The sequence below is a fragment of the Microbacterium sp. NPDC060117 genome (assembly GCF_042729315.1).
GTDB lineage: Bacteria > Actinomycetota > Actinomycetes > Actinomycetales > Microbacteriaceae > Microbacterium.
In genome coordinates, this window is sequence record NZ_JBHWXR010000002.1 from 474105 (window position 1) to 494761 (window position 20657).

19 protein-coding genes are annotated in these 20657 nt (G+C 70.2%); all 19 read right to left on the reverse strand.

Features of this window, described 5'->3' with window-relative positions:
* Positions 1-45: 45 nt before the first annotated feature.
* Positions 46-300, reverse strand: coding sequence for a DNA-directed RNA polymerase subunit omega (gene rpoZ, locus ACFWCK_RS08430; protein WP_045273081.1), 255 nt, complete (start codon positions 298-300; stop codon positions 46-48).
* A gap of 83 nt (positions 301-383) precedes the next feature.
* A complete protein-coding gene (gene gmk, locus ACFWCK_RS08435; protein WP_378805430.1) occupies positions 384-1298 on the reverse strand; it encodes a guanylate kinase in 915 nt (304 codons plus the stop codon).
* Entirely contained in the window at positions 1291-2136 is an 846-nt protein-coding gene (gene pyrF / locus ACFWCK_RS08440) for an orotidine-5'-phosphate decarboxylase (RefSeq protein WP_378805431.1), read from the reverse strand. Before pyrF ends, gmk begins: the two co-directional genes overlap by 8 nt.
* Positions 2133-5420 (reverse strand): carbamoyl-phosphate synthase large subunit, encoded by a 3288-nt coding sequence (carB, locus tag ACFWCK_RS08445; RefSeq protein WP_378805432.1) that lies wholly within the window; start codon positions 5418-5420, stop codon positions 2133-2135. The genes pyrF and carB overlap by 4 nt, the downstream gene beginning before the upstream one ends.
* Complete coding sequence (carA, locus tag ACFWCK_RS08450) at positions 5420-6571, reverse strand: glutamine-hydrolyzing carbamoyl-phosphate synthase small subunit (RefSeq protein WP_378805433.1); 1152 nt, start codon at positions 6569-6571, stop codon at positions 5420-5422. The genes carB and carA overlap by 1 nt, the downstream gene beginning before the upstream one ends.
* The gene (locus ACFWCK_RS08455) at positions 6568-7107 is read right to left on the reverse strand and encodes a hypothetical protein (RefSeq protein ID WP_378805434.1); all 540 of its coding nucleotides are present in this window, start codon (positions 7105-7107) and stop codon (positions 6568-6570) included. The genes carA and ACFWCK_RS08455 overlap by 4 nt, the downstream gene beginning before the upstream one ends.
* Positions 7104-8411 carry a dihydroorotase gene (locus ACFWCK_RS08460; protein ID WP_233309506.1) on the reverse strand — a complete coding sequence of 436 codons (1308 nt, stop codon included), beginning with the start codon at positions 8409-8411 and terminating at the stop codon, positions 7104-7106. The genes ACFWCK_RS08455 and ACFWCK_RS08460 overlap by 4 nt, the downstream gene beginning before the upstream one ends.
* Entirely contained in the window at positions 8408-9415 is a 1008-nt protein-coding gene (locus tag ACFWCK_RS08465) for an aspartate carbamoyltransferase catalytic subunit (protein WP_233309507.1), read from the reverse strand. Before ACFWCK_RS08465 ends, ACFWCK_RS08460 begins: the two co-directional genes overlap by 4 nt.
* Positions 9412-9951, reverse strand: coding sequence for a bifunctional pyr operon transcriptional regulator/uracil phosphoribosyltransferase PyrR (gene pyrR, locus ACFWCK_RS08470; protein ID WP_378805435.1), 540 nt, complete (start codon positions 9949-9951; stop codon positions 9412-9414). The genes ACFWCK_RS08465 and pyrR overlap by 4 nt, the downstream gene beginning before the upstream one ends.
* A gap of 112 nt (positions 9952-10063) precedes the next feature.
* Positions 10064-11644 (reverse strand): Rieske 2Fe-2S domain-containing protein, encoded by a 1581-nt coding sequence (locus ACFWCK_RS08475; protein WP_378805436.1) that lies wholly within the window; start codon positions 11642-11644, stop codon positions 10064-10066.
* A 108-nt stretch (positions 11645-11752) separates the two neighbouring features.
* Positions 11753-14698, reverse strand: a complete 2946-nt coding sequence (locus ACFWCK_RS08480; RefSeq protein WP_378805437.1) for a DEAD/DEAH box helicase — start codon at positions 14696-14698, stop codon at positions 11753-11755.
* Between the two features lie 158 nt (positions 14699-14856).
* The gene (gene nusB / locus ACFWCK_RS08485; RefSeq protein ID WP_378805438.1) at positions 14857-15267 is read right to left on the reverse strand and encodes a transcription antitermination factor NusB; all 411 of its coding nucleotides are present in this window, start codon (positions 15265-15267) and stop codon (positions 14857-14859) included.
* A 3-nt stretch (positions 15268-15270) separates the two neighbouring features.
* Positions 15271-15834: an elongation factor P gene (gene efp / locus ACFWCK_RS08490; protein ID WP_045273064.1), complete on the reverse strand. Its 564-nt coding sequence runs from the start codon at positions 15832-15834 to the stop codon at positions 15271-15273.
* A gap of 104 nt (positions 15835-15938) precedes the next feature.
* On the reverse strand, positions 15939-16397 hold the full coding sequence (aroQ, locus tag ACFWCK_RS08495) for a type II 3-dehydroquinate dehydratase (RefSeq protein WP_233309512.1): 459 nt from the start codon (positions 16395-16397) through the stop codon (positions 15939-15941).
* 12 nt (positions 16398-16409) lie between these two features.
* Positions 16410-16931, reverse strand: coding sequence for a GNAT family N-acetyltransferase (locus ACFWCK_RS08500; protein WP_378805439.1), 522 nt, complete (start codon positions 16929-16931; stop codon positions 16410-16412).
* On the reverse strand, positions 16928-18034 hold the full coding sequence (aroB, locus tag ACFWCK_RS08505) for a 3-dehydroquinate synthase (RefSeq protein WP_233309514.1): 1107 nt from the start codon (positions 18032-18034) through the stop codon (positions 16928-16930). Before aroB ends, ACFWCK_RS08500 begins: the two co-directional genes overlap by 4 nt.
* Positions 18031-18558 (reverse strand): shikimate kinase, encoded by a 528-nt coding sequence (locus ACFWCK_RS08510; RefSeq protein WP_378805440.1) that lies wholly within the window; start codon positions 18556-18558, stop codon positions 18031-18033. The genes aroB and ACFWCK_RS08510 overlap by 4 nt, the downstream gene beginning before the upstream one ends.
* Complete coding sequence (gene aroC, locus ACFWCK_RS08515) at positions 18545-19774, reverse strand: chorismate synthase (protein WP_378805441.1); 1230 nt, start codon at positions 19772-19774, stop codon at positions 18545-18547. The genes ACFWCK_RS08510 and aroC overlap by 14 nt, the downstream gene beginning before the upstream one ends.
* Before the next feature lie 57 nt (positions 19775-19831).
* On the reverse strand, positions 19832-20656 hold the full coding sequence (locus ACFWCK_RS08520; protein ID WP_378805442.1) for a shikimate dehydrogenase family protein: 825 nt from the start codon (positions 20654-20656) through the stop codon (positions 19832-19834).
* Between the last annotated feature and the right edge of the window lies 1 nt (position 20657).

Consider the following 20657-nt stretch of genomic DNA (forward strand, 5'->3'; position numbering starts at 1 on the left):
GGGGATGACGGCGGCTCCCTTGCCTAATGCCGGCGGTGGATCAGCTCACTCCGCGTGACGGATGCGGAGCTTGTCCTCGTTGATCTCGTGCAGCGCGATGGTCAGCGGCTTGTCCTCGACCGAGGAGTCGACCAGCGGGCCCACGTTGTCGAACAGGTTGCCCTCGTGCAGGTCGGAGTAGTAGTCGTTGATCTGACGGGCCCGCTTGGACGCGTAGATGACCAGCTCGTACTTGGACTCGACGCGGTCGAGCAGGTTGTCGATGGGCGGGTCGATGATGCCGTTGTTGTGTCCGGCCATGGTGGACCTCCTGTTGGTGGGATGTTCTGCGACGCGTGTCGCGAAGAATACGGGCGCGCGCCCTCGAGAGCCTCAGGGACCGGTCAGCGCGCAGACGCCGAGGACAATTCTACGACCTCGCGGGCGGCGGTGGCGACGTCCTCGTTCACGACGCGGTAATCGAACTCGGACTGCGACGCCAATTCGACCTTCGCCGTGCGCAGGCGCCGGGCCCGCTCCTCTGCGTCTTCGGTGCCGCGCCCGACCAGGCGTTGCACGAGCTCGTCCCACGACGGCGGCAGCAGGAACACGAGATTCGCAGACGGATCCGCGGCCCGCACCTGCCGGGCGCCCTGCAGATCGATCTCCAGCAGCACGGTCTTGCCCTCGGCGAGGGCCGCGTCGATGGGCCCCCGCGGAGTGCCGTAGCGGAACCGGTTGTGCACGGTGGCGTGCTCGAGAAGCTCGTCCGCGGCGATCATGCGATCGAACTCGGCGTCGTCGACGAAGAAGTAGTGCACGCCGTCTTGCTCGCCCGGGCGCGGCGCGCGCGTGGTCGCGGAGACGGACAGGAGGATCTCGGGGTGGTTCTCGCGGATGTGCGCGGCGACCGTGCCCTTGCCCACCGCGGTGGGGCCGGCGAGGACCAGGAGGCGGCTGCGGCCTGCGCGAGGCGCCGCCTGCGGGAAACGGGCGTCGACCCAGCGATGCAGCGCCTGCTGCTGCCGGGAGCCGAGTCCTCCGAGCCGCTTGACCGGGGAGATCTGCAGGTCGGCGAGGATGCGATCGCGCTTGCCCGCGCCGATCGCGGGCAAGGCGGTCAGGAAGTCCGGCACGCGCAGCGTCCCCGCAGTGGACTGCGGGTCGGCTGCGGCGGCGGCCAGCACGTCCTGCGGTGCGACCACCCGCATGGTCAGATCGCGCTTCAGCGATGCTCGTGCACGGCGGCGCTCCACCGCTCGGCGAGCGGCGGCGACGCGATCGACCTCGGGCACTGCGCGCCCTGCCGGTTCAACCACCAATGACCTCCTGGTAGCGCGCGGCGCGCTCTTCGATCGTCGCTGCGATCCGGTCCGGACCGGCGGACAGGATGCTCCGGCTTTCGGAAGCCAGGACGTTATCTGCCAGCGTACCGAATCTCGTTCGCAGATCCGCGGGTGTCGCGCCCTGCGCGCCGAAACCGGGCGCGAGGATCGGCGCCGGCGGCTGGAAGGCGGCGATCCCCGCCTCGGACCAGTTCACCGTGGCGCCGACGACGAAGCCGTTGCTCCCCCATTCGCCCGCTGGCGTGTCGGCGGCGTTGCGGCGCGACACGGCGTCGATGACCGCGGCGGAGACCGTGCGACCGTCCGCATCGATGGCGCGCTGCAGCCGCGCCGCATCCGGGTTGCTGGTCGCGGCCAGCACCAGCGTGCCCTTGCCGTGGCGGGCCGCCAGGTCGAACGTGCCGTCCAGGACACCCACGCCGAGGTACGGGTTGACTGTGAGGGCATCGCACTCGAGCGGCGATCCCGGCGTGAACCAGGCGGCCGCGTAGGCGTCCATCGTGGTGCCGATGTCGCCGCGCTTGGCGTCGGCGATGACGAGCAGGCCCGCCGCTGCGGCGGCCGCCATCACGTTCTCGAGCGCGGCGATCCCGGCCGAACCGAAGCGTTCGAAGAACGAGACCTGGGGCTTGACGGCGGCCACCCGGCCGGCTGCGGCGTCGACGGTGCGCAGGCCGAACTCGCGCACCCCTGCGGCGCCCTGCGCCAGGCCCCAGTCGTCCAGCAGCGCCGCGTGCGGATCGATGCCGACGCAGAGCGGCCCGTATGCCGCCAGCGCCGCCCTCGTCCGCTCGCCGAACCCGATGCTCATCGGGACGTCGCCCGATCGATCGCGTACTCCTGCAGGCTGCGCACCTCGAAGCCCTTGTCCGCTGCATCCATGCCGCTGACGGCGGCGCCGAGCGTCGCGATCGTGGTGAACAGCGCCTTGTCCGCGGCGACGGCGGCCGCGCGGATCTCATAGCCGTCGGCGCGCGCGGCGCCGCCGGAGGGCGTGTTCACGATGATGTCGATGGCGCCCTGGTCGATCAGGTCGACGATGTTCGTCTCGCCGCTCTCCTGCGTCTCGCTGTACTTCTCCACCACGGTCACCGGGATGCCGTTGCGGGAGAGGATCTCGGCCGTGCCGGCCGTGGCCACGATCGTGAATCCGAGCTGGTGCAACCGGTGCGCGGGCAGGATCACGGCGCGCTTGTCGGCGTCGGCGACCGAGATGAAGACCGTGCCGGACGTCGGGGTCCCGCCGTAGGCCGCGGCCTGGCTCTTCGCGAACGCGGTCGGGAAGTCGCGGTCGATGCCCATGACCTCTCCGGTCGAGCGCATCTCCGGGCCGAGCACGGAGTCGACGATGCGTCCGTCCGCGGTGCGGAACCGCTTGAAGGGCAGCACGGCCTCCTTGACGGAGACGGGCGAGCCGAGCGGAACGCGGGATCCGTCGTTCTCGGGCAGCAGGCCCTCGTCCTTGAGCGCGGCGATGGTGGTGCCGGACAGGATGCGGCTCGCTGCCTTGGCCAGCGGGATGCCCAGCGCCTTCGACACGAAGGGCACGGTCCGGCTCGCGCGCGGGTTCGCCTCGATGACGTAGAGCACGCCGGCGCTGATCGCGAACTGCACGTTCAGCAGGCCCCGCACACCCACGCCCTCGGCGATCGCGAGCGTGGCCTCGCGCACCCGGTCGATGTCGGTGCGTCCGAGCGAGACCGGAGGCAGCGTGCAGCTCGAGTCGCCGGAGTGGATCCCGGCCTCCTCCAGGTGCTCCATGACGCCGCCGATGTAGAGCTCGGTGCCGTCGTACAGCGCGTCCACATCGATCTCGATCGCATCGTCGAGGAAGCGGTCCACGAGCAGCGGCTTGCCCTCCTCGATGATGACCTCGCCCGCAGTGCGGACGAAGTAGTCGCGCAGCGCCGGAGTGTCGTAGACGATCTCCATGCCGCGCCCGCCCAGCACGAAGCTCGGGCGCACCAGCACCGGGTAACCGATCTCCTCGGCCACCGCGACCGCGCCGTCCACGTCGATCGCCGTACCGTTGCGCGGGGCGACGAGGCCGGCGTCGTCGAGCAGGCGCGAGAACAGCTCGCGCTCTTCGGCGAGGTCGATCGCCTCGGGGCTCGTGCCGAGCACCGTGTAGCCGGCGGCCTCGATGCCCTTGGCGAGGCCCAGCGGAGTCTGCCCGCCGAGCTGGCAGACGACCCCGAGGATCTCGCCGGACTGCGCCTCGGCGTGCAGGACCTCGAGCACGTCCTCGAGCGTGAGGGGCTCGAAGTAGAGCCGGTCCGAGGTGTCGTAGTCGGTGGACACCGTCTCCGGGTTGCAGTTGACCATGACGGTCTCGAAACCGGCGTCGGAGAGCGCGAACGAGGCGTGCACGCAGGAGTAGTCGAACTCCACGCCCTGGCCGATGCGGTTCGGGCCGGATCCGATGATGACGACCTTGGTGCGCTCGGACGGCGTGACCTCGGTCTCGCTGTCGTAGCTGGAGTAGTGGTACGGCGTGAGCGCGGGGAACTCGCCTGCACAGGTGTCGACCGTCTTGTAGACCGGGCGGATCCCTAGTGCGTGCCGGACTCCGCGCACCTCGGCCTCGGTGAGACCGCGGAGCTCGGCGAACTGCGCGTCGGAGAAGCCGTGGTCCTTGCCGAGCCGGATCGTGTCGGAATCGAGCTCGGGCGCCGTGCGGATCTGCTCTGCGACCTCGTTGATGAGCACCATCTGGTCGATGAACCAGGGGTCGATCGCGGTGGCATCGAAGGCCTGCTCGATCGTGGCGCCCTTGCGCAGCGCCTGCTGCAGCACCACGATCCGGCCGTCGGTCGGGGTCTTCGAGACCTCGAGCAGTTCCTCGACCGAGCGGGGCTCGTGACCCCAGTGGAACGAGGACCCGCGCTTCTCCAGCGACCGGAGCGCCTTCTGCAGTGCCGTCGTGTAGTTGCGGCCGATCGCCATGGCCTCGCCGACCGACTTCATGGTCGTGGTGAGCGTGGCGTCCGCCGCCGGGAATTTCTCGAACGCGAACCGCGGCGCCTTGACCACGACGTAGTCGAGCGTGGGCTCGAAGCTCGCCGGGGTGACACCCGTGATGTCGTTGGGGATCTCGTCGAGCCGGTAGCCGAGCGCGAGCTTGGCCGCCAGCTTGGCGATCGGGAAGCCGGTCGCCTTCGACGCGAGCGCCGAGGAGCGGGACACGCGCGGGTTCATCTCGATGACGATCACGCGGCCGTTCTCCGGGTTCACCGCGAACTGGATGTTGCAGCCGCCGGTGTCGACGCCGACGGCCCGGATGATGTCGATGCCGATGTCGCGCAGGTTCTGGTACTCGCGGTCGGTGAGCGTGAGGGCCGGGGCGACCGTGATCGAGTCGCCGGTGTGCACGCCGACCGGGTCGACGTTCTCGATCGAGCAGACCACGACCGTGTTGTCGGCCGTGTCGCGCATGAGCTCCAGCTCGTACTCCTTCCAGCCGAGGATCGACTCCTCCAGGAGCACCTCGGTTGTCGGCGAGTCGTGCAGGCCGGCGCCGCCGATGCGGCGCAGATCCTGCTCGTCGTATGCGAAGCCGGATCCGAGTCCACCCATCGTGAACGAGGGGCGCACGACCAGTGGGTAGCCGAGCTTCTCGGCGCCTTCGAGCAGTTCGTCCATCGTGTGGCAGATCACGGACGCAGCGACGTCGGCGCCCGCGTCGAGGACGAGCTGCTTGAAGATCTGGCGGTCCTCGCCCTTCTGGATCGCGTCGACCTTCGCGCCGATGAGCTCGACGCCGTACTTCTCCAGGATCCCGCGCTCGTGCAGGGCCATGGCGGCGTTGAGCGCCGTCTGACCGCCCAGGGTGGGCAGGATCGCGTCCGGCTTCTCCTTGGCGATGATGGTCTCGATGACCTCGGGGGTGATCGGCTCGATGTAGGTCGCGTCCGCGAAGTCGGGATCGGTCATGATCGTGGCCGGGTTGGAGTTGACCAGGATGACGCGGACGCCGTCCTCGCGCAGGACGCGGCACGCCTGGGTGCCGGAGTAGTCGAACTCGCAGGCCTGACCGATGACGATCGGACCGGATCCGATGACGAGGACGGAGTGGATGTCGTCGCGCTTGGGCATTACTTGCTGTCCTTCGTGGAGAGGTGGGCGACGACGACGTCGCGGAATCGGTCGAAGAGGTAGTTGGCGTCGTGGGGACCGGCCGCGGCCTCGGGGTGGTACTGCACCGAGAAGGCCGGGATGTCCAGGGCGCGGAGCCCCTCGACGACCTGGTCGTTGAGGCCGACGTGGCTGACCTCGACCTTGCCGTAGCCGTGGGGGCTGTCGAAGGAGCCCTCGATGGGCGCCTCGACGGCGAAGCCGTGGTTGTGCGCCGTGATCTCGACGCGGCCCGTGGCCTTGTCGAGCACCGGCTGGTTGATGCCGCGGTGGCCGAACGTGAGCTTGTAGGTGCCGAGCCCCAGGGCCCGGCCGAACAGCTGGTTGCCGAAGCAGATGCCGAAGTACGGCAGACCCGCGTCCAGCACCTCGCGGAGCACCGCGACCTGCGCGTCGGACGCGGACGGGTCGCCGGGGCCGTTCGAGTAGAACACGGCGACCGGCTCGATCGCGGTGATGTCGGCGAACGTGGAGGCCTGCGGCAGCACGTGCACGTCGAACCCGCGGGCGGCGAGGTTGTCGAGCGTGGACTGCTTGACGCCGAGGTCGAGCACGGCGAGGTTGCCGATCCGCTCCGACGTCGCGGGCGTGACCTGTGCGGAGGTGACGGAGACCGCGGCGGAGAGGTTCTGACCGGCCATCTCGGGCGCCTCGGACACACGGCGCAGCTGCTCATCCGCATCCAGCGCGGCGTCCGCACCGGAGAAGATGCCGCCGCGCATGGATCCGGCGGAGCGGATGTGCCGCGTGATCGCACGGGTGTCGATTCCGCTGATGCCGACGATCCCGTCGCGCACGAGGGTGTCATCGAGTGAGGCGTTCGCGCGCCAGTTCGACACGACCCGCGAGGGGTCGCGCACGATGTACCCGGCGACCCAGATACGGCGGGACTCGGGATCCTCGTCGTTCATCCCGGTGTTGCCGATGTGCGGCGCTGTCTGCAGCACGATCTGTCCGGCGTAGGACGGGTCGGTGAGCGTCTCCTGGTATCCGGACATGCCGGTGGCGAAGACAACCTCGCCGAGAGTCGTGCCGCGGGCGCCGTAGGCGCGCCCGATGTGGCGTGTGCCGTCCTCGAGGACGAGTACGGCGGAGTCGTGCGAAAGGGTCATGCGGATTCTCCTGTCTCGGAGGCAGCGTCGGGGCACTGCGAGCTGATGAGTCGCTGGAGGTCGGCGAGAGCGGCGCCGGAGGCGTCCGTGTTGCCGATGTCCCCGGTGATGCGGAGGTAGCTGTCGACGACGGTGCCGTCGTCCGTGCGCCAGACGAGGCGGATCAGCCCGCCCGGTTCGACGGCCCGGTCGATCGTGACCGTCGCGAGGTCCGCGCCGATCAGCCGGGTCGACGCGAGGAACACAGTGGGCGAGCCGTCCAGGCTCAGCGCCGTGCCGCGGTCGGTGATGGTGAGCTCGCCACGGGCCCGGTACACGAGCGGGCGTACCGCGAGGCGTTCGAGCGAGTGGTCGTGCCGGGTGGTCGCGACGTACAGGGTCTCGTAGCGGGCCCGGACCTCGGCGTGCTCGGGGACGCCGAGCGGCGCGGTGAGGCCGGAGTCGCGTCGCAGCCGCGCGCGCCATGCCCACACCCCGGCGAGGATGAGCAGCACGGCGACGCCGAGGACGACCGCGCCGGCGATCTGCTGGTTCACGAGCGCCCCTCGAGGTTCGCGAGCACGCCGTCCTCGAGCGTCACGTAGCCGCGGTGCACCGTCCAGAGCACCTTGCCCGGCAGGTCGTGGCCCAGGTACGGCGAGTTCGTGCTCTGGCCGTGCAGGTCGGCCTCGGCGAACACTCCCTGCGCGGCGGCGTCGTAGAGCGTGAACTCGGCGGGCTGACCCGCGGCGATCGGCGTGCCGTGGCCGGCGAGGGAGCCGATCCGCGCCGGGGCGGAGCTCATGACGCGGGCGACGTCGGTCCAGTCCAGCAACCCGGTCTGCACCATGGCCTGGTGCACGACCCGCAACGCGGACTCGAGACCGACCATGCCGTTCGCGGCGGCCTGCCACTCGCACGCCTTCGCCTCACTCGGGTGCGGGGCGTGATCGGTGGCGACGATGTCGATCGTGCCGTCGGCGAGACCCTCGCGAACCGCGAGCACGTCCTCCTGGGTGCGCAGCGGCGGGTTGACCTTGAACCGCGCGTCGTAGCCGCGGGCGAGCTCATCGGTCAGCAGCAGATGATGCGGGGTGACCTCTGCCGTCACCGCCACACCGCGCTTCTTGGCCCAGCGGATGAGCTCCACCGAGCCGGCGGTGGACAGGTGGCAGACGTGCAGCCGGGATCCGACGTGCTCCGCGAGCAGGATGTCGCGCGCGATGATCGACTCCTCGGCGACCGCGGGCCAGCCGACGAGGCCGAGCTCGGCGGACACGGCGCCCTCGTTGAGCTGAGCCCCTTCGGTGAGCCGCGGATCCTGCGCATGCTGCGCGATCACGCCGTCGAAGGCCTTCACGTACTCGAGTGCGCGGCGCATGATGAGCGGATCCCACACGCAGAAGCCGTCATCGCTGAAGACGCGGACGTTCGCGCGGGACGAGGCCATGGCGCCGAGTTCGGCGAGCCGCTCCCCCTTCTGCCCGACGGTGACGGCGCCGATGGGCTGCACCGTGGCGTAGCCGGCGGCCTCGCCGAGGGCGAGCTCCTGCTCGACCACACCGGCGGAGTCGGCGACCGGCGAGGTGTTCGGCATCGCGAACACGGCGGTGAAGCCGCCGGCGGCGGCCGCGCGGGAGCCGGACAGCACGGTCTCGCTGGCTTCGAAGCCGGGCTCGCGCAGATGCGTGTGCAGGTCGACCAGGCCGGGAAGCGCGACCAGGCCGTCCGCGTCGACGACGCGTGCGCCGGCGGCGGAGAGGCCGGAGCCGACCTCGGCGATCCGGCCGTCCTGGACCAGGATGTCCGCGGAATCAGCGCCGAGGATCCTCGCGCCTCGGAAGAGCAGGCTCTCGGTCATCGGTCTCCTCGATTCATCTCGAACTCATCGGTTCCGGGCGTCGTCCCCGCCCTGGCCGGTTCCGGGCGTTCCCCGGTCAGCAGCAGATACAGCGCCGCCATCCGCACCGACACGCCGTTGGCGACCTGCTCCAGCACGGTGGAGCGAGCGGAATCCGCGGCGTCGGAGGAGATCTCCAATCCGCGGTTCATCGGGCCAGGGTGCATCACGATCGTATCGTCGGGCAGCCGTCGCAGCCGGGCCGCATCGAGTCCCCAGCGACGGGTGTACTCGCGCTCGCTCGGGAAGAAGGCCGCGTGCATGCGCTCGAGCTGGATGCGCAGCATCATCACGGCGTCCGGCTCCTCGGCCAGTGCCGTGTCGAGGTCGTACAGCACCCGTGCCGGCCAGGCGGTGACGTCCTGCGGGATCAGCGTCGGCGGGGTGACCAGGGTGACCTCCGCTCCGAGCGTGGCGAGCAGCCAGACATTGGAGCGTGCGACCCGGGAGTGCAGCACGTCGCCGACGATGACCACGCGCACGCCGCTGAGGTCGCGACCGCGGCTGTCCGCCCCGAAGCGGCGCTTGCGGATCGTGTACGCGTCGAGCAGAGCCTGCGTCGGATGCTCGTGTGTGCCGTCTCCGGCGTTCACGACGCCCGCGGAGATCCAGCCGCTCGTCGCGAGGGTGCGCGGCGCGCCGGAGGCGGGGTGGCGCACGACGACGGCGTCCGCGCCGATCGCCTGCAGCGTCTGAGCGGTGTCCTTGAGGCTCTCGCCCTTGGAGACGCTGGAGCCCTTGGCGGCGAAGTTGATCACGTCGGCGGAGAGGCGCTTCGCGGCGGCCTCGAACGAGATCCGCGTGCGCGTGGAATCCTCGAAGAAGAGGTTCACCACGGTCTTGCCGCGCAGCGTCGGCAGCTTCTTGACCTCGCGGGACTGCGTGTCGGCCATGTCCTCGGCGATGTCCAGGATCCGCAGTGCGTCCTCGCGCGCGAGCGTGCGCGTGTCGAGCAGGTGCCTCATTCGCCCCCTCCCTCGATCGAGACGAACTCCTCGCCGTCGTCCTCGCGCAGGCGCACGTTGACCCGCTCCGTGCGGGACGAGGGGATGTTCTTGCCGACGAAGTCGGGGCGGATCGGCAGTTCGCGGTGCCCGCGGTCGACGAGGATCGCGAGGCGGACCACGGCCGGGCGTCCGATCGACTGCAGCGCGTCGAGAGCCGCGCGGATGCTGCGGCCGGAGAAGAGCACGTCATCGACGAGCACGACGGTCTTGCCGTCGATCCCGCCGGCGGGGATGTCCGTGCGGTGCGGCGACCGAGTCGGATGCTTCGCGAGATCATCGCGGAACAGCGTCACGTCGAGCGATCCGACCGGGACGGCGATCTGCGCGATCTCGGTGATCAGTAGCGCGAGCCGCTCGGCGAGCGGGACCCCGCGGGTCGGGATGCCCAGGAGGACCAGATCCTCCGCTCCTCGGTTGGATTCGAGGATCTCGTGGGCGATGCGCGTCAAGGCGCGCCTGATGTCGGCTTCCTGCAGCACGATACGTGCGCTCATCTGCCGGCTCCCTTCTCCGCCTCACAGGACGGTGTTAAAGGTTGCTTCTGAGGATGCCCCCAGTCTAGCCGAGGCGTCTCGGGGGCGACGACACCACGACGTCGCGCGGAACTCAGGAGGCTTCGCTGAGAGCGGCCTCGGTCACCGGATCGATCTGCTTCGCGCGGATCGGGTGGCCCGCGGTGGAGAGGCACCGGCCGGTCTTCAGATCCCACTTCCAGTCGTGCATGCTGCACGTGAGCACGCCGTCCTCGTCGATGGATCCCGTGCGGGTCAGGTCGGCACGCAGGTGCGGGCACCGGCGCTGCACGACCCAGTCGCCGATCTCGGCGTCCTCGGTCTGATCGGTCTGCTCCTGATACCAGTTCTCGACGTACTCGATCCGGTCGACCGACAGGCACTTCAGGAACGTCGTGAGGAACTCGTTGAACTTGCCGCTGCGACCCACGGAGAACTGCATGGACAGGAAGATCGAGTTGGACCAGTCGATCTCATGGTCTGCGATGTTCGTGGAGACGAGATCCGCGGGGATCGTGTACCAGTAGATGCACTCCTCCCCCGCGTACTCGCGCACCTTGGCCCGGGGGAAGTCCACGACCATGTCCAATTCCCCGATGCGGAACCGGACGTTGCCGCCGACGCCCAGGCGGATGGTGCGCGACTTCTTCAGGAGCGGCTCCCACCACTCCCTGATCGCAGCGAGCATCTCGTCGGGATTCAGGATCGGCGAGCGACGCGCTTCCTCATCGCGGATCTCCTGCTGCCGGCTCGCGCGCTGCTCGTCGAGGTAGTCCCACTTCTCGTCGAAGATGTGGCGCAGTTCGTCCTCGGAGTACAGGGTCTGCTCGACCGAGGCGACCTGACGCTCCTCGAGTGTCACGACGGTGCCGGGCACGAACAGGTGCCCGTCGAACTGCGGCGCGAGCTCGTTCATGTGGGCGAGGAACTGCTTCTGGTCCGTGAAGATCGACTCGCCGTTTCGGCCGATGCCGTTGAAGTCGAACAGCTCGTCGCGCAGGAACATCGGCGGGCCCGCCATCGGGAACACGTGCGGCGCATCGACCTTCTCGATGTAGTACATCGCACGCTTGTTCTGCGCCTCGCGCTTGAGGCGGGCGAAGTTCTGCTTGGCGTCCAGTGGAAGGTCGTAGACCATCGGCCACCAGATCGCACCCGAGACCTGCGTGAAGTACGCGTCCGGCCGGCCGAACTTCAGCAGCTTCTCGAGATCGAGCGGGTGCGAGTCGTTCTGGTTCAGCACGGAGCCGGAGCCGTCGTCCACGCTCAGCGAGGAGTCGCCGATCGGACCGTCGCTCGGGGCGCGCAGCGGGGTGACCATGATCTTCAGCGCGCCGCGCTCGATGACCTCGCCGGCCGGAGCGTAGGTGATGTTGTCGTAGCCGAGCGCGCGCAGGTCGCGCTCGAGGTCATCGGTCGGATACTCGGGCAGGAGCACCTCGATGTCCTTGCGGATGTACTGCTCGAGCAGCCGGGGGTCGAAGTGGTCGCGGTGCCGGTGCGACACGTAGAGGAAGTCCGCCTCGCGCCCGAAACGCTCCCAGTCGAGCCCGCGGTTGTCGGGGAAGGGGAACCAGGATCCATAGAAGGAGGGTCCGAGGACCGGGTCGCAGATGATGTTCCCGCCGACCGTCTCGATGAACATCCCGGCATGCCCGAGTCCCGTGATCCGCATGTCTCTCCTCCTGTGTGGACCTGTCGATCCTACCCGGGCGGCCCGGCGCGGTCCTGGAGGCGGCCCGTGCATAACCCGATCAGGTGGCGCTCTCCAGGGTCCCGAAGGTCAGCTCAGGAGTTCGCGGATGTCGTCCGCGGTGAGCGACTGTGCGAACAGGTCCTCGTCGTCCAGCACGGCGGAGAACAGGCGCGCTTTGCGCTGCTGCAGGGCGAGCACCTTCTCCTCGATCGTGCCCTCGGCGATCATGCGGTAGACGAAGACGCGGTTCTGCTGCCCGATCCGGTGTGCGCGGTCGGCGGCCTGCGCCTCGGCGGCAGGATTCCACCACGGGTCGAGCAGGAAGACGTAGTCGGCCTCGGTGAGCGTGAGCCCGGTGCCGCCCGCCTTGAGGCTGAGCAGGAAGGCGTCCTGATCCCCCGCCCGGAACTCCTGCACGACGCGGTCTCGGTCCCTGGTGGAACCGTCGAGGTAGGAGATCCGCAGGCCGGCGCGACGCAGCCGCTCGGCGGCCAGGCCCAGGAACGACGTGAACTGGCTGAACACGAGGGCTCTGTGACCCTCGGCGCGCAGCTCGAGGAGCCGTTCGACGAGCTCCTCGAGCTTGCGGGAGGCGATGCCGGCGTCGTCGGGCTCGATCAGCCCCGGAGCCAGGCTCAGCATGCGCAGCATGGTGAGCGAGCGGAACACGATGAACCGCTGCCGGTCGAGGTCGGGCAGCAGCCCGAGGATCTTCTGCCGCTCGCGCTGCAGCACCGTGTCGTAGCGATGCTGGTGCGCGGGGGCGAGCTCGACGCGCAGCACCTGCTCCTGCCGCTCGGGGAGGTCCCGGGCGACGAGCTCCTTCGTACGGCGGATGAGGAACGGTCGGATCCGCCGCCGCAGCAGCTCGATACGCGATCGGCGATAGGGAGCGCCCTCGGCGTTCTCGGGCACCTTGCCCTGCTCGATGGGCTGGATGAAGTCCTCGCGGAACCTCCGGGCCGAGGCGAACAGCCCCGGTGACGTCAGGCTCAGCAGCGCCCACAGCTCTCCCAGACCGTTCTCCAGCGGGGTGCCCGTCGCGGCGTACACCGCCGTCGCATCGAGCGCAGCGACCGCCTGATGCTGGCGGGTGGCGGGGTTCTTCACGTTCTGCGCCTCGTCGAGGACCACGCCCGACCACGGGCGGCGCGCGAACTCCTCCGCGTCCAGGCGTAGCACGGTGTACGAGGTGATGACGAGGTCCGCGCCGTCGATGTGGGAGGCGAGGTCGACGCCGTGCGCGTCGCGGGTCCGCCCGGCGACGACGACGCGGAGCCCCGGCGCGAACCGCTCGGCCTCACGCTCCCAGACCGGAAGCACCGAGGTGGGCGCGACGACCAGCCACGGGGCGGCTCCGTGGGCAGCGCTCGCACGGGCGTGCGCGATGAGCGCGAGCAGCTGCAGGGTCTTGCCGAGCCCCATGTCGTCGGCGAGGATCCCGCCGAGGCGGTGCTGCCACAGCCGTACCAGCCGGGTGAACCCCTCCTGCTGGTAGGGGCGCAGGGCGGCCGTGATGGCGACGGGGACGGGAACCGGGGCCTCACCGGGGGCGGCCTTCAGGTCGTCGACGGCGGCGCGCCACGTCCGTGCGGCCTGGGTCTCGTCCGCGAGATCCTCGAAGTCCTCCCACAGGGCGAGGTGGGTGCGCGCGATCCTCGGCCCCGTCTCCCACTCCGCGAGTTCGGCGGCCTCGTCCAGCAGCTCCTTGAGCCGGTCGAAGGCGGGGTGGCGCAGCGAGAACCAGGTGTTGTCGACGAGCTTGAGCTTGCCCTGGCGGAGGGCGAGCGCCCGGAACAGCGGCTCGAACGGGATCGTCCTCCCGTCGATCCGCACCAGGATGCCGAGCTCGAACCAGTCCGGATCCGTGCTCTCGACGGTGCTCACGGTGATCGCCGGATCGCCGGTGAGCTCCGCGTAGCTGCGCGGCGTACCGGTCGTCTCGGTGACGAAGCCGCGCGCTTCGAGGGCCGGCACGAGGTGCGAGACGAACTCGGCCGCGTCGGCGTCGCGCAGTGTGCCCGCGAGGAGGAACGGCAGTCCGGTGACCTCGCTCCACGCCGCGAGCACGGAAGGACGCAGCCTCCCTTCCACGGCATCGTCCCGGATCCCTGCCACGGCGGCGCGCTCGTCGAGGGGGAAACGCGCGTAGCCCGGGTAGTCCCAGTGCAGTCGGTACGCCACGACGTCGTCGGGGCGGAAGTCGACGACGAGGAGGGGAACGGGCTTCGGCGGCGGGGGCAGTGTGACCCCGCGTCCCGGGCGCACGGCGGCGCCGCGCAGGATCATCGGATACCCGTCCCGGAAGAAGGCCTTCCTGTCGACGGGAGCGACCGTCAACCCCGCCGGCGACTCCAGGAGCGCCCGGGCGCCGTCGGTCACCGGCACCGGTCCGACCACGAGATCGATCCTCTTGCCGACGACGCGGTGCGCGTACACGCCGCCGGACCCCACCGCCCGCGTCGCCGCGGCGGGGAAGGACTCGCCTGCCGCGTCCGCCGAGGCGGACAGGAGGAGCCCGCCGCCGTCCGCGGCGATGTCCACCACGATCCGCAGCTCGTCCGACCACCTGAGGCGGGTATTGCGATCGGTCGCGACCATCCCGATTCCCGTGGCCGCCGCAGCCTGCAGGTGGGGCCAGAGAAGCGGTGACGCCACCGGATCCAGCAGCAGCCAGACCCCCGCGGTCCCGGACAGCAGCGAATCGCGCGAGATGCTCAGCAGGTCGGCGAACCAGCGCGAGTGCCCCGCGTCGTAGCGCGTGCCGGGACGGCGGACTGCATCCCAGTCGGCATCGGCCTGCACCCAGGCGGTTCCGGCGTCGTTGCGCCGCAGCGGGCGGACGGCGAGGAACAGCTCGCCCGGATCCTTGACCAGGTCCCGCGCGGTGGCCGTGCGAAGGGGGCGAGACCCCCAGTGTCGGGCGTCGGCGCGGTCTCGCCGGCGAAGCTCGACCCCGAGCGCCAGCGGAGCACCGCTCGCCCGGGTGGAGGGCAGCAGCACGCGCCAGTCGTCGGCGTCAGCGGAGGTCATGATGATCCATCCTCAGGCAGGCCACGGACAACCGGCCCGGCTTCGGGGCGCACTTCAACGTTTTGGGGCGCAGGATCCCGGGAAAGACCGGGATCCTGCGCCCCAAAACGGACGGATACGCCCCAAACGGAGCTCCTGGAGATCGTGGTGTGGTCAGGTCAGGCCGAGCGGGCGACGCGCGCCAGCACGCCGTGCACGAACACGCCCGACTCGTCGGTGGAGAACTCCTTCGCGAGCTCCACGGCCTCGTCGATCGCGACGGCCGTCGGGACCTCGTCGTTGTGGAGGATCTCCCACACGCCGATGCGCAGCAGCGCCCGGTCCACAGCCGGCATCCGCTCGAGCTTCCAGTCCCGGCTGTGCGTGGTGATCTGCTCGTCGATCTCATCACGGTGATCGATGATCCCGTCGACGATCTCGCGTCCGTAGAGCCACGAGCCCTCGCGTGCGGGCTCGGCGGCGGCGCGCTTGGCCTCGGCGGCGAGGGTCACCGCGAGATCGTCACCGCGCACATCGGCGGAGAACAGGATGTCGAGGGCGCGCTTGCGCGCCTTGGTCCGGGCGCCCACGCGTCAGTCGTTGATGCGGCCGAGGTAGCCGCCGGTACGCGTGTCGACCTTGACCTTGGTGCCGGTCTCCAGGAACAGCGGGACCTGGATCTCGTACCCGGTCTCCAGCGTGGCGGGCTTGGTGCCGGCCGAGGAGCGGTCTCCCTGCAGGCCGGGCTCGGTGTAGGTGACCTCGAGGACGACCGAGGCCGGCAGCTCGATGTAGAGCGGGTTGCCGTTGTTCAGTGCGATCTGCACCTGCTGGTTCTCCAGCATGAAGTTCTTCGCGTCGCCGACCGTGGCCGCGGCCACGTTGATCTGGTCGTAGTCCTCCTGGTCCATGAAGACGTAGTTGTCGCCGTCCGTGTACAGGTAGGTGAAGTCGCGGCGGTCGACGTTCTCGATGTCGATCTTGGCGCCCGCGTTGTACGTGCGGTCCACGACCTTGCCGCTGACGACGTTCTTCAGCTTCGTGCGGACGAACGCCCCGCCCTTGCCGGGCTTGACGTGCTGGAACTCGATGACGTTCCAGAGCTGTCCGTCGATCGAGAGGACGACGCCGTTCTTGATGTCTGCGGTGGATGCCATGGGTCTGAGAAGTCCGTTCCTGAGGTTCGCGGCCGATCGGCCGACGTTCAATCTTACGGGATCCCGGCTGGACGCCCGTGAGAGCGATCGGAACGGGCAGCGGGTCAGCCGTCCGCCTGTCCGGCGAGCACCAGGATCAGGCGCCGCGTCGCCGTCGCGTATCCCTGCACGCCCTCCCCCACGACGTGCACGGCCGCGACATCGGTGAGGTAGGAATGGTGCCGGAACTCCTCGCGCGCGTACACATCGGAGATGTGCACCTCGGCGAACGGCAGCGCGACGCCGGTGAGCGCGTCGCGCAGGGCGACCGAGGTGTGCGTGTAGGCCCCGGCGTTGATCACGATGCCGGCGCAGTCCTCGCGCGCGTCGTGGATCGCATCGAGGAGCACGCCCTCGTGATTGCTCTGCACGGCGCGGACCTCGTAGCCGTACGCCCCGGCAGCCTCCGCCGTGATCCGCTCGACATCGGCGAGCGTCGCAGATCCGTAGATCCCCGGTTCGCGCTGTCCGAGCAGGTTCAGGTTCGGTCCGTTGACGAGGAGCAGGCGGCGCGGCGTGGTCACGGCTTCACGGTATCAGCGTGCGGCGGGAACAACCGGGCGGGTCATCACATACTCGTGCCCGTTGGCGAGTTCGGTGATCTGGCCCGTCCGCGTGAAGCCGCAGCGCTCGTACGCGGCCTGCGCGCGACGGTTGTCCACATGCACCTCGAGGGTGAGCTCGGTGGCGCCGAGCTCCGCGGCCCAGGTCGCGCACTCGTCGAAGAGCGCCTCGATCGTGCCGCTGCCTCGGTGTCCCTCGGCGACGTAGACGCCGACGACGAGGGCCGTGGTCTCGACGTCCGGAACCTGCGATCCGATGACCGTCGCGGATCCGAACCACTCGCCGTCCTCGGCGATCGCCACGAACTGGGCGTTGGGACCACCCGCCGCGGCATCAGAGGTGCGACGCTGCCAGAACTCGTCGGGCAGCGTGGACGCGTTCTCGAACGTGTCGAGGAACGCGAGGGCCGCGACCGGATCCTGCAGCGACCGCAGGCGCAGCGTGCGCACCTCGGCCCATTCCGTCGCCAGGACCCGGTGCACGCGGGTGCTCACTCGCCGACCTCCTGGTAGGCGGCGAAGAGCAGCGACTCGTCGGGTGCCTGCAGCACCGTCGGCTTGCCGATGCCGTCCAGCACGATGAAACGCAGCATGCCACCCCGGCTCTTCTTGTCGCGCTGCATGGTGGACAGCAGGGTCGGCCATGCTCCGGCGCGGTACGAGGTCGGAAGGCCCAGGGACTCCAGGATCGCCCGGTGCCGGTTGGCGTCGTCGTCGGAGAGGCGTCCGGCCAGCCGCGAGAGCTCGGCGGCGAACAGCATGCCGACGGAGATCGCTGCGCCATGCCGCCAGCGGTAGCGCTCGGCGTGCTCGATCGCGTGGCCGAGGGTGTGCCCGTAGTTGAGGATCTCGCGCTGCCCGGCCTCGCGGAAGTCCTCGGAGACGACCGTCGCCTTCATCCCGATCGCCAGTTCGACGGCGCGACGGAACTCGGGGGTGAGCGGATCGACGGCGCGGGCGGGATCGGCCTCGATGATGTCGAGGATCTCGGGTGCCCAGATGAAGCCGGCCTTGACGACCTCGGCGAAGCCGGCGGTCGCCTCGTTCGGAGTCAGGCTCGAGAGCTCGTCGAGGTCGCCGATCACGGCGCGCGGCGCCCAGAACGCGCCGACGAGGTTCTTGCCCTCGTTCGTGTTGATGCCCGTTTTGCCGCCCACGGCGGCGTCGACCAGGCCCAGGACCGTGGTCGGCACCTGCACGATCTGCACCCCGCGCAGCCACGTCGCCGCGACGAAGCCGGCGAGGTCGGTGACCGCTCCGCCGCCGTAGCCGACGACCGCATCGCTGCGGGTGAAATCGGCCTGGCCCATGATCTGCCACAGGAACTGGGCGACCTCGATGCGCTTGCCCTGTTCGGCGTCCGGGATCTCGGCCAACAGCACCTCACGGGGACCGTTCGCGGTGTCGGCGACGATCCGGTCGCGAAGCTGCGCGGCACGATCGGCGAGCGTCGGCGGGTGCACGACGAGCACCTTGCGGACGCTCGGCGCCAGCGCCGCGGAGACGCGATCGAGGATGTTCCGTCCCACGGTGATGTCGTACGGGGTGCCGCCCGTCACGCCGATCGTGGTGACCCCGTCGTTCTGCTCCGCGCTCATGCTCGTCCTCTCATCCATTCCACGACCTGCTCCGCCACCCGCGACATCGGCACCCGCGAGGTGTCGAAGTGCGCGTCGGCGACCTCTTCGTACAGCGCACGCCGTTCGGCGAAGATCCTGGACCAGCGCTGCACCGGATCCTCCTCGCCGTGCAGCAGCGGACGTGCGTCTCCGGCGATCCGTGCCGCCACCGCCTCCGCCGACACCGTCAGCAGGACCACCGGCGCGGTCTGCAGCAGCGACCTGGTGTCCGCGTCGAGCACCGCGCCTCCGCCCAGGGAGATCACGCCCCCGCCCGCGACGGCCTCGGCGACGACCGCCCGTTCCCAGACGCGGAACTGCGTCTCGCCGTACTCCGCGAAGATCTCCGGGATGGGACCGTGCTCGCGCGCGATGACCTTGTCCGTGTCGACGAAGCGGAGTCCGGTGGCCTTCGCGACCCTGCGCCCGACGCTGGTCTTGCCGGCGCCCATGGGGCCGACGAGGACCAGCAGCTCCGGCGCGAGGACCTCAGCCGAGCTCATCGTGCAGGATCAACGCCGCCTCGGAGGCCGGCGTGGTGCGCAGCTCCTCCGGGATCGCGGCGAGGTACGCCTCGAGGTTGCGCCGGGTCTCGGCGACGTTGTCGCCGCCGAACTTCTCCAGCACGGAGTTCGCGAGCTCGATCGCGACCATCGCCTCTGCGACGACGCCGGCGGCGGGCACGGCGCACACGTCCGAGCGCTGATGGTGCGCGGTGGCCTGCTCTCCCGACGCGACGTCGACCGTGCGCAGTGCGTGCGGGATGGTGGCGATCGGCTTCATGCCGGCACGCACTCGCAGAACGGTGCCGGTGGACATCCCGCCCTCGGTGCCGCCTGCGCGATCGGAGCCGCGGCTGATCCCGTCCTCGGTCGCGAAGAGCTCGTCGTGCGCGGCGGAACCGCGCCGGCGCGTGGTCTCGAAGCCGTCGCCGACCTCCACGCCCTTGATCGCCTGGATGCCCATGAGCGCGTACGCGAGCCGCGCGTCCAGACGGCGATCCCAGTGCACGTGCGACCCCAGCCCCGGCGGCAGCCCGTAGGCGAGCACCTCGACGATGCCGCCGAGCGTGTCGCCGTCCTTGCGGGCTGCGTCGACCTCTTCGACCATGCGCGCGGACGTGGCGGGATCGAAGCAGCGCAGCGGATCCGCGTCCAGCGCGTCCACGTCGTCGGGGGTCGGGAGGTCGGATCCCTCCGGCACCTGGACCGGCCCGATCGACAGGGTGTGGCTGACCAGACGGATCCCCAGCTCGCCGAGGAACGCCCTGGCGACCGCGCCGAGCGCGACACGGGCGGCGGTCTCCCGAGCGCTCGCGCGCTCCAGGATCGGGCGGGCCTCGTCGAAGCCGTACTTCTGCATGCCGACGAGATCGGCGTGACCGGGGCGCGGGCGGGTCAGGGCCGCGCTGCGCCCGCGGGACTTGTCGGTGAGCTCGACGGGGTCGGCGCTCATCACCTCGACCCACTTCGGCCACTCGGTGTTGCCGATGCGCATCGCGATCGGGCTGCCGAGGGTGAACCCGTGGCGCACGCCGCCGGAGATCGAGAGCTCGTCCTGCTCGAACTTCATCCTCGAACCGCGCCCGTAGCCGAGCTTGCGGCGCTGCAGGTCGGACTGGATCGCCTCACGGGACAGCGGGACGCCGGCAGGCAGGCCCTCCATGACGGCAATGAGTTCGGGGCCGTGCGATTCGCCGGCCGTGAGCACGCGGAGCATTCCCCCAGTCTCCCATGTGTTCGGGGTCGGGCCGCCCGCATGACCGCGGGGTGCGTGTCAGCCCAGAGCCGCCCGCATGACCTCCAGGACCGCGGGCTCGTCCGTCAGCGCCTCCTCCGGAGTGCCGTGCAGGAAGATCCGGATCTGGGCGACCGCCTGGTGCAGCAGCATCTCCAGTCCGGTCAGCACCGGTGAGTCCGTCCATGCCTGGGCGAGCGGGGTCGGCCAGGGGGCGTATGCGGCGGAGAACAGCGCGCCGCCCTGCTGCGCGAGTGCGGCCATGACGGCCTCCGGCAGTGCCGCGCCCCCGGGCAGGGTCGAGACCGTGAGATCCGCCGGCAGCGGCGCAGCGGCGGAGTCGAGCGGCGTCGTGGTCGCCTGCAGGCCGATGTGCTGGGCGAACCGGGCGAGCTCCTCAGCCTGCTCCGGTCGGCGCGTCCGCAGTTCGACCAGGTCGACGCCCAGGCGCAGCAGCGATACCAGGGCGGAACGGGCCGTCGCTCCCCCGCCGAGCACCCGCGCGGTGCGTGCCGACGCCAGTCCCCCCGCCAGGAGCGCCGCGGTGAGCCCGCGGACGTCGGTGTTGAACCCGCGGATCTCCTCGCCCAGCAGCAGCGTGTTCACGGCTCCGGTGAGACGCGCGTCGTCGTCGAGGGCGTCGGCGCGCGCGTGGGCCCGTTCCTTGAGCGGCATCGTCAGGGAGAGCCCGCGCCAGGTCGCATCGAGTCCGTCCAGAGCAGCATCGAAACCCGCCGTGTCGACGCGGCGGCGGTCGTACTCCCAGTCCAGCCCGAGCAGCCGGTAGGCGGCGCTGTGCAGCTCGGGAGAGCGGCTGTGGTCGATCGGGTCTCCCCAGACGGCCAGCCGCGACGGAGAGATCATG

Excerpts from the sequence above, each read along its gene's own strand:
- rpoZ (WP_045273081.1), bottom strand. The coding sequence starts at position 300 with ATGGCCGGACACAACAACGGCATCATCGACCCGCCCATCGACAACCTG.
- pyrF (WP_378805431.1), bottom strand. The coding sequence starts at position 2,136 with ATGAGCATCGGGTTCGGCGAGCGGACGAGGGCGGCGCTGGCGGCATAC.
- carB (WP_378805432.1), bottom strand. The coding sequence starts at position 5,420 with ATGCCCAAGCGCGACGACATCCACTCCGTCCTCGTCATCGGATCCGGT.
- carA (WP_378805433.1), bottom strand. The coding sequence starts at position 6,571 with ATGACCCTTTCGCACGACTCCGCCGTACTCGTCCTCGAGGACGGCACA.
- ACFWCK_RS08460 (WP_233309506.1), bottom strand. The coding sequence starts at position 8,411 with ATGACCGAGAGCCTGCTCTTCCGAGGCGCGAGGATCCTCGGCGCTGAT.
- ACFWCK_RS08465 (WP_233309507.1), bottom strand. The coding sequence starts at position 9,415 with ATGAGGCACCTGCTCGACACGCGCACGCTCGCGCGCGAGGACGCACTG.
- pyrR (WP_378805435.1), bottom strand. The coding sequence starts at position 9,951 with ATGAGCGCACGTATCGTGCTGCAGGAAGCCGACATCAGGCGCGCCTTG.
- ACFWCK_RS08475 (WP_378805436.1), bottom strand. The coding sequence starts at position 11,644 with ATGCGGATCACGGGACTCGGGCATGCCGGGATGTTCATCGAGACGGTC.
- ACFWCK_RS08480 (WP_378805437.1), bottom strand. The coding sequence starts at position 14,698 with ATGACCTCCGCTGACGCCGACGACTGGCGCGTGCTGCTGCCCTCCACC.
- efp (WP_045273064.1), bottom strand. The coding sequence starts at position 15,834 with ATGGCATCCACCGCAGACATCAAGAACGGCGTCGTCCTCTCGATCGAC.
- aroB (WP_233309514.1), bottom strand. The coding sequence starts at position 18,034 with ATGAGCGCGGAGCAGAACGACGGGGTCACCACGATCGGCGTGACGGGC.
- ACFWCK_RS08510 (WP_378805440.1), bottom strand. The coding sequence starts at position 18,558 with ATGAGCTCGGCTGAGGTCCTCGCGCCGGAGCTGCTGGTCCTCGTCGGC.
- aroC (WP_378805441.1), bottom strand. The coding sequence starts at position 19,774 with ATGCTCCGCGTGCTCACGGCCGGCGAATCGCACGGCCCCGAACTCATT.
- ACFWCK_RS08520 (WP_378805442.1), bottom strand. The coding sequence starts at position 20,656 with ATGATCTCTCCGTCGCGGCTGGCCGTCTGGGGAGACCCGATCGACCAC.